Source organism: Saccharomonospora sp. NB11, assembly GCF_015910535.1.
GTDB lineage: Bacteria > Actinomycetota > Actinomycetes > Mycobacteriales > Pseudonocardiaceae > Saccharomonospora.
In genome coordinates, this window is the sequence record NZ_JACBJG010000019.1 from 1 (window position 1) to 8,070 (window position 8,070).

At 69.3% G+C, this 8,070-nt stretch carries 7 protein-coding genes; 2 read left to right on the forward strand and 5 right to left on the reverse strand.

The window, feature by feature from the left end:
• On the forward strand, positions 1-2,408 hold a 2,408-nt coding region (locus tag JAV51_RS20015; protein ID WP_197322300.1), incomplete at its 5' end, for a S8 family serine peptidase.
• 135 nt (positions 2,409-2,543) lie between these two features.
• Here JAV51_RS20015 and JAV51_RS20020 read toward each other — a convergent pair.
• Genes JAV51_RS20020 through JAV51_RS20040 form a run of 5 tightly spaced genes read right to left on the reverse strand, consistent with a single transcriptional unit; the run spans position 2,544 to position 6,936 of the window.
• Positions 2,544-3,407 carry an aldehyde dehydrogenase gene (locus tag JAV51_RS20020; protein ID WP_197322301.1) on the reverse strand — a complete coding sequence of 288 codons (864 nt, stop codon included), beginning with the start codon at positions 3,405-3,407 and terminating at the stop codon, positions 2,544-2,546.
• Positions 3,394-4,833: an aldehyde dehydrogenase family protein gene (locus JAV51_RS20025; RefSeq protein ID WP_197322302.1), complete on the reverse strand. Its 1,440-nt coding sequence runs from the start codon at positions 4,831-4,833 to the stop codon at positions 3,394-3,396. The genes JAV51_RS20020 and JAV51_RS20025 overlap by 14 nt, the downstream gene beginning before the upstream one ends.
• A gap of 2 nt (positions 4,834-4,835) precedes the next feature.
• Complete coding sequence (deoC, locus tag JAV51_RS20030) at positions 4,836-5,789, reverse strand: deoxyribose-phosphate aldolase (protein ID WP_197322303.1); 954 nt, start codon at positions 5,787-5,789, stop codon at positions 4,836-4,838.
• 46 nt (positions 5,790-5,835) lie between these two features.
• The gene (locus JAV51_RS20035; RefSeq protein ID WP_197322304.1) at positions 5,836-6,495 is read right to left on the reverse strand and encodes a DUF1707 domain-containing protein; all 660 of its coding nucleotides are present in this window, start codon (positions 6,493-6,495) and stop codon (positions 5,836-5,838) included.
• Positions 6,496-6,555: 60 nt separating this feature from the next.
• Positions 6,556-6,936 carry a VOC family protein gene (locus JAV51_RS20040; protein ID WP_197322305.1) on the reverse strand — a complete coding sequence of 127 codons (381 nt, stop codon included), beginning with the start codon at positions 6,934-6,936 and terminating at the stop codon, positions 6,556-6,558.
• Positions 6,937-7,025: 89 nt separating this feature from the next.
• On the opposite strand from JAV51_RS20040, the gene upp reads away from it, so the two are divergent.
• Positions 7,026-7,649: a uracil phosphoribosyltransferase gene (gene upp / locus JAV51_RS20045; protein WP_197322306.1), complete on the forward strand. Its 624-nt coding sequence runs from the start codon at positions 7,026-7,028 to the stop codon at positions 7,647-7,649.
• Positions 7,650-8,070 lie beyond the last annotated feature (421 nt).

The following is an 8,070-nucleotide window of genomic DNA, read 5'->3' on the forward strand; positions in this document are numbered from 1 at the left end:
TGGCGCCGGACGCCGAGCTGGTGGTGGGCAAGGTCCTCGACGACGACGGCTTCGGCCAGGAGTCGTGGATTCTCGCCGGGATGGAGTGGGCGGCCGAGAACGCCTCCGTGGTCAACATGAGCCTGGGCGCGAACGCCACCGACGGCACCGACCCGATGTCGGAGGCGGTGAACAGGCTCACCGAGGAGACCGGAACGCTGTTCGTCGTCTCCGCGGGCAACAACGGATCCTCCGAGGAGTCGGTGGGCTCACCGGGTGCCGCCGACGCCGCGTTGACGGTGGGTGCGGTCACCAAGGACGACGAGCTGGCCGACTTCTCCAGCCGCGGCCCACGTCTCGGCGACGGTGCTGTCAAGCCGGACGTCACGGCACCGGGTGTGGACATCGTGTCCGCGAAGGCGGCTGGTACGGAGATGGGGGCCCCGGTCGGCGACCACTACGTGACGGCGTCGGGGACGTCGATGGCGACTCCGCACGTGGCTGGCGCGGCGGCGTTGTTGGCGCAGCAGCACGAGGACTGGGACGCCGACGAGCTCAAGGCGGCTCTGATGGCCAGTGCACGTCCTCACGACGCTCTGTCGGTCTACGAGCAGGGCGCCGGTCGGATCGACGTGCCGGGGGCGCTGGAGCAGTCGGTGCTCGCCTCGCCCGCGAGCGTGAGCCTGGGCATGGTGGGGTGGCCGTATTCCGACGAGCCGGTGCGGGAGAAGGTGACCTACACCAACACCTCGGACGAGCCGGTGACGTTGGAGCTCTCCGGTGAGTTGTCCGGTCCGAACGGTGCCGCACCCGAGGGCATGATCACCGTCGAGCCGTCGCAACTCACCGTGCCCGCGGGTGGCACCGCCGAAGCGACGGTCTCCGTCGACGTGACGATCGCGGGCTCCCACGGCGCGTACGGTGGTCTTGTCCTCGCCTCGGCCGGTGACACGACGGTCCGGACCCCGGTCGGCATCGAGCTGGAGGAAGAGAGTTACACCTTCCAGGTCGAGGCGCTCGACTTCGACGGCAAGGCCGCCCAGGAGGCCTACGTCCACATGGCGCGGCTCGACGGTGAGGTGTCACTCGCCGAGATCTTCACGGACGGCACTCTGTCGTTGCGGGCGCCGAAGGGCGAGTATTTCATGCAAGTGGTCGTCTACGAAGACATGACCGCGTTCGGCCGGACCGCCGACTTCTACGAGCCCCGTGTCGTCGTCGACGGCGACAGCTCGGTGACCCTGGATGCTCGTAAGGCCCAACCGGTCAGCGTGTCGCTGGACGACCTGCCCGACGCCGAGATGGGCGAGCTGGAAGTCAGCGCGATCGTGGGAACCGTGGGAGGACCGGGCGTCGTCACCGGAAGCGTCGATCCGGAGACGATGCTCATCGCGCCCTCGCAGACGTCCCATGAGGACTTCGACTTCACGGTGCGTACCCGGCACGCGCGTCCTGACGGCAACGGTGGCTATGTCGGCAGCCCGTACACCGTGCACGTGAGCAACACGACGGAGGGCGCGGTGCCCGAGGACCTCACCTACGAGGTCTCGGTTGCGGAACTGGCGAAGGTCACGAGTGTGCACAGCGACGCCGGTGCCGGTGACGTGGGCAGGCGGGAACTCGTGACGGCCGAGCTGCCGTTCACGCTCACCGAGTACTACACGCCGGGCGTGGAATGGGACACCCGACTGGAGCTGGGCAAGACCGAGGACTTCGACTACGTGGGAGGCCTGTATCACTCCGAGGTGTTCGAACGTGCCGGCGACAACGGCGTCCGCACCTGGAACACGCCGGTGTTCGGCCCTGCCTTCTCGCCGAACAGCGTGGCACGTTCGGAGAACTACCTTTGGTTCCACCCCTCGCTGCACAGCGATCCCGGGCGCGGCAGCACCGGTGACGTCTGGGTGACTGGATACACGGAGCTGTACCGCGACGGCGAGCTGTTGGAGAAGTTCGACGTCGCGGGCGGTGGGAAGTTCAACCTCCCCTCGGAGTCGAGTGAGTACCGCCTGGTGACGGAGGCCGACGCGAGTGAACTGATGTCGGTGTCGCGTCTGGTGAAGGCGGAGTGGACCTTCCGGTCGGAGTACGCGGACGGAACCGTCGACGTGCCGCTGCTCGCGGTGCGCTTCGAGCCGGATCTCGGCGAGGACAGCGTCGTGAAGGCGGGGGAGAAGCTGCGGATTCCGGTGCGGGTGCAGCGCAACGGTGACGCGAAGGAGCCGACGCTTGCTGCGCTGCAGGTCGAGGCGTCGTTCGACGGCGGCGAGTCGTGGAAGGTGGTCAAGCACAAGACGAGCCGTGGTGATCGGTACGTGACGGTGACCGCGCCGAAGGGTGCGAAGGACGTGTCGTTGCGTGCGGTGGCGAAGGACACCGAGGGCAACGAGGTGAAGCAGACGATCATCGGTGCGTATCTGGTGAAGTGACGACAGTGGGGCGCGGACGGTGCCGTTTCCCGGCGTGTCCGCGCCCCACGTCATCGTGTCCCGATTTCCCGCACACGTGTCCGCGTGCTGCGACATCGTGTCCGCACCCGGCGCACGTGTGTTCGTGCTTCCCGGTCAGACCCCCATCGGGTGCCACACGGTCTTCGGCTCCAGGTACGCGCGCAGACGACCCACCCCGGGCCGGGCAGTCCAGTCCGGCTCACCGTCCGGCACGTCGAGCACCCGCTTCACCGTGCCCGCCGCCTCCCGGGCGATCTCGACCCGACCCGCCGCGTCCGCGCCGGTGGGGTCGACGGCGTTGACGTCGGCGTGCGACGCGAGCCACGTGCCCAGTTCCGCCGCCCGTCCGGTCAGCATGTTCACCACGCCGCCCGGCACGTCCGAGGTCGCGAGCACCTCCGACAACGTGATGGCGGGCAACGGCCGCTCGGCACTGCTCACCACCACGGCGGTGCAGCCCGTCGCCAGCACGGGAGCCACCGCGCTCACCAGCCCGAGCAGCGACGACTTCTGCGGCGCCAGCACACCCACGACGCCGGTCGGCTCCGGCACGGTGAACGAGAAGTACGGCCCGGCGACCGGGTTCGCCGCGCCGAAGACACTCGCGAGCTTGTCGGTCCACCCGGCGTACCACACCCACCGGTCCACAGCGGCGTCCACAACGGACTCCGCCTTGCGCTGGGCCAGCCCCTCGCTCGCGGCGACCTCGGCGACGAACTGGTCGCGCCGCCCCTCCATCACCTCGGCCACGCGGTACAGCACCTGGCCGCGGTTGTACGCCGTCGCGCCCGACCAGCCGCCGAACGCCTTACGCGCGGCCACCACGGCGTCGCGCAGATCCTTGCGCGAGGCGTGCGAGGCGTTGGCGAGGAACCGTCCCTTCGCGTCGGTGACGGGGTAACTGCGCCCCGACTCCGACCGCGGGAACTTCCCGCCGATGAACAGCTTGTAGGTCTTCGCCACCTCAACCCTGGACATGCAGGTACGCCTCCAGACCCGTCCGGCCGCCCTCGCGCCCGAATCCTGATTCCTTGTAGCCACCGAACGGCGCGGCGGGATCGAACCGGTTGAACGTGTTGGCCCACACCACGCCCGCACGCAGGCGGTCGGCCATCCACAGGATGCGGGAGCCCTTCTCCGTCCACACACCCGCCGACAGGCCGTAAGGCGTGTTGTTCGCCTTCGCGACGGCCTCGTTCGGCGTGCGGAACGTCAGCACCGACAGCACCGGGCCGAAGATCTCCTCGCGCGCGATGCGCATGGACTGTTCGACGCCCGAGAACACCGTCGGCGCGAAGAAGTAACCCTTTTCCGGGAGCGGACACGCGCTGGTCCACCGCTGTGCGCCGTCCCGTTCGCCGGAGGCCACCAGTTCCTTGATCTTGGCGAGCTGCTCCGGCGAGTTGATGGCGCCGAGGTCGGTGTTCTTGTCGAGCGGGTCACCGACCCGCAACGTCGAGACGCGGGCGCGCAGCTTCTCCAGCAGTTCGTCGGCGATCGACTCCTGCACCAGCAGCCGGGAGCCCGCACAGCAGACGTGCCCCTGGTTGAAGAAGATGCCGTTGACGATGCCCTCGACGGCTTGGTCGAGCGGGGCGTCGTCGAAGACGATGTTGGCGGCCTTCCCGCCGAGTTCCAGGGTGAGGCGCTTGCGCGTGCCCGCGAGCGTCCGCTGGATGTGCTTGCCCACCTCGGTCGACCCGGTGAACGCCACCTTGTCGACGTCCGCGTGCTCCACCACGGCCGCGCCGATGTCGCCCGCGCCGGGCAGGATGTTCACCACGCCCGGCGGAAGGTCGGCCTGCTGGCAGATCTCGGCGAACACGAGCGCCGTCAGCGGCGTGGTCTCGGCGGGCTTGAGCACCACCGTGTTGCCCGTGGCCAGCGCCGGAGCGACCTTCCACGCCAGCATCAGCAACGGGAAGTTCCACGGGATGACCTGGCCTGCGACGCCGAGGGGACGCGGGTCGGGGCCGAGCCCGGCGTGATCGAGCTTGTCGGCCCACCCGGCGTGGTAGAAGAAGTGCGCGGCGGCCGTCGGCACGTCGCTGTCCCGCGACTCCTTGATGGGCTTGCCGTTGTCGAGCGTCTCCAGTACGGCGAGTTCCCGTGCGCGCTCCTGGATCAGGCGGGCGATCCGGAAGACGTACTTCGCGCGCTCGGTGCCCGGCATGGGACCCCACACGCGTTCGTAGGTCTTCCGCGCGGCCTTCACCGCGGTGTCCACATCGGAGGCACTGGCGGTGCCGACCTCGGCGAGAACCTCCTCGGTGGCGGGGTTGACGGTCTTGAGGGGTTCGCCGGACCCGTCGACGAACTCGCCGTTGATGAACGGTCGGTACTTCGGCTTCAGGTTCGCGATGTCGCGCGATTCGGGCGCGGGCGCGTATTCCCACTGGCTCACGATCAGTCCAATGCGAGGTAGTCGGGGCCGCTGTAGTGGCCGGAGATCTGGGTGCGCCGCTGCAGGAGCAGGTCGTTGAGCAGGCTGGAGGCACCGAAGCGGAACAGCGACGGCGTGAGCCACTCCTCGCCCGCGACCTCTCGCACGGCGACGAGGTAGCGCACGGCGTCCTTCGTGGTGCGGATGCCGCCGGCGGGCTTGACCCCGCGCAGCTCGCCCGTGGCCGTGTACCAGTCGCGCACCGCCTGGAGCATCACGTGCGTCACGGGCAGGGTCGCGGCGGGCGACACCTTGCCGGTGGAGGTCTTGATGAAGTCACCGCCGGCCAGCAGCGCGAGCCACGACGCGCGGCGGACGTTGTCGTAGGTGGCGAGTTCGCCGGTCTCCAGGATGACCTTGAGGTGCGCGTCGCCACAGGCCTGTTTGACGGCCTGGATCTCCTCGAACACCTGCCCGTAGCGGCCCGCGAGGAAGGCGCCCCGGTCGATCACCATGTCGACCTCGGTCGCCCCAGCCGACACCGCGAGCGCGACGTCGGCGAGCTTCACGTCGCGGCTCGACCGTCCCGACGGGAACGCGGTCGCGACACTCGCCACGGCGATGTCGGACCCGGCCAGCGCCTCCACGGCCGTGGCCGCGAGATCGGGGTACACGCACACGGCGGCGACGTGCGGCGTGTCCGGGTACTCGGGGTCGGGCCGCCGTGCCTTCGCGGCGAGCGAGCGCACTTTGCCGGGGGTGTCGGCGCCCTCCAGCGTGGTCAGGTCGACCATCGAGATCGCGGTGTCGATCGCCCACAGCTTGGAGGCTTTCTTGATGCTGCGGGTGGCCAGGCTCGCGGCTCGTTGTTCGACGCCGACCTGGTCCACCCCGGGCAGGCCGTGCAGAAACCGTCGCAGACTGCGTTCGTCGCGGACGGCGTCGGTGAGCTCGGCCGGCAGGGTCGCTGTTGCCATGGCGGGTAGCGTAGCCCGCGCGGTGGGAGCGACCAGGGCCGATCGGTTACTCGATCTGCTTGATCTTGTTCCGGGGAACCCGCTTGACCTCGACAGCGCCCCAGAACGCCAGCCCCGTGATCTTCACGACGGGCGCACCGGGCGGGGCCGTCGGCGACGCGCCCTTCTTGTTGGTGGTCTCGAACGCGCCCATGATGCCCACGCCCGTCACCTCGACCGCGACGTCGTCCGGGACGATCACGTCGATGCCTCCCATGATCGCCACGGCACTGATCGTGGAGTACGCCTCGGCGAAGCGGGCGTGCCGCAGGTCGATCTTGATACCGCCCCAGAAGGCGAAGCTGTTGTGTTGCCGTGGCAGCACCCACACGCCCTTGCGGTCGGTCCCGGACATCACGGCGATGGACGTCGTCGAACCCGGTGTGCCCCCGACGAGCTGGGAGGGCGAGGACGACGTCGTCGGCGCCACGGCCTGCGAGGCCGCCAACGACGGCAGCGTGGTGCCTTCCGCGGGCAGGTCGGCGGTGATCGGTTCGAGCTCGCCGAGCGTCTTGGCCGTGTACACCTGGTCGAGCCGCTCCTCCAGCTCGTCGAGCGTGATCCGGCCCTCGCCCATGGCCTTGTGCAGGACCTGTGCGACCCGTTCCCGGTCGGCGTCCGACGCGCGAAGCTGTTTCGGGTCCCGGCGAGAGGGCTGTTCGCTCACGTCTGTCACCTTAGCGTCGGACCTGGCCGTTCCCATGATCTCCGTCACCGAATGGTGCCGTCAGGGCCTGGGCGGAGTGTCGTGCGCGCCCCGCAGGACACAGAACTCGTTGCCCTCGGGGTCGGCGAGCACCGCCCACCCGGTGCCGTCGGGACGACGTCGGTCGGCCACGAGGGTCGCCCCGAGGTCCAGCAACCGGCGGACCTCGTCGTCGCGAGGGACGTCGGGGCGAAGGCAGAAGTGCAGTCGGTTCTTGACCGTCTTGGGCTCGGGCACCTCGATGAACAGCAGGGATCGGCCGTCGCCGAGCTCGATGAGCGTCTCGGGATCGCCGGGCCGGTCCTCGGGGGACAGGGGCCGGGCGAGCACCTCGCTCCACCAGCGTCCGAGTGCGTAGGCGTCGGCACAGTCCACGACGACGTTCTCGATGATCGCTCCCACGATCGGAGACGGTGCCGGGGCGACGCTCGCACCACAAACGGTTTTTCCCGGGCTCGGACAGCCGGGTGGCCGCCGTTAGAGTGTCGGGCATGGACGTACTCGTCGTCGAACACCCGCTGGCCAAGGCGCGGCTGTCCACCATGCGTGACGCCCGCACCGACAGCGCGGCGTTCCGGGCAGCGTTGCAGGAACTCACGGTCATGCTGACCTACGAGGCCATGCGCGACGCGCCGTTGACGACCGAGCGCATCCACAGTCCGGTGGCCCGCACCGACGCCTACCGGCTGGCCAAGCCACCGCTGCTCGTCCCGGTCCTGCGCGCCGGACTCGGCATGGCGGATCAGGCGCACAAGCTCATCCCGGACGCGCAGATGGGCTTCGTCGGACTCGCCCGTGACGAGACGACGTTGGAACCGACCCCGTATCTGGAGTCCTTGCCGGAGTCGCTCGCCGGCCGTCCGGTGGTCGTGCTCGACCCGATGCTGGCGACCGGCGGTTCGATGGAGTACACGATCAGACTGCTCACCGACCGCGGTGCCACGGACGTGACGGCAGTCTGTGCGCTCGCCGCGCCGGAGGGGATCGAGCGGCTGCGGAAGTCGGGCCTGCCCGTCCGCATCGTCACCGCGAGCATCGACGAACGACTCAACGACTCCGGATTCATCGTCCCCGGACTCGGCGACGCCGGCGACCGGCTCTACGGAGCGGTCTGACCGCGCTGCCCCGACTACCTCTCGACGTTCACGGCCCGATCCCCGTTATGGGGGTCGGGCCGTTGTTCGTCTGTCCCCGCGGGGGCGCCCGCGTACGCGCACACACGCGCGCGTACGCGAGAACGGGAAACGGAGGCAGTGCGAGAGCGACCCTTTCCGAACCGCCGCCGGAGCGGTTGCGCGAATGCCGTCCGCCGGCTTTCGCGCATTCGACTCCGCACGCCGCGGAGACCGTCGGAACGCCGTTCTGGCCGAGAACGCGCAAAACACGGCCCCTGACCTGCGAAGATCCACTTAAGGGACCCCCCTGTTCGAGGGGGTTTTCGGGGGGTGTAATCTTCTTTTCGTCGCCGGGGAGACCGGCCGGGCCCGAAAGGGTCGGGGCGGGTTACTCGGCGGGGGATGGCGAACCAAGCTCCCG

Excerpts from the sequence above, each read along its gene's own strand:
- JAV51_RS20020 (WP_197322301.1), bottom strand. The coding sequence starts at position 3,407 with ATGTCCAGGGTTGAGGTGGCGAAGACCTACAAGCTGTTCATCGGCGGG.
- deoC (WP_197322303.1), bottom strand. The coding sequence starts at position 5,789 with ATGGCAACAGCGACCCTGCCGGCCGAGCTCACCGACGCCGTCCGCGAC.
- upp (WP_197322306.1), top strand. The coding sequence starts at position 7,026 with ATGGACGTACTCGTCGTCGAACACCCGCTGGCCAAGGCGCGGCTGTCC.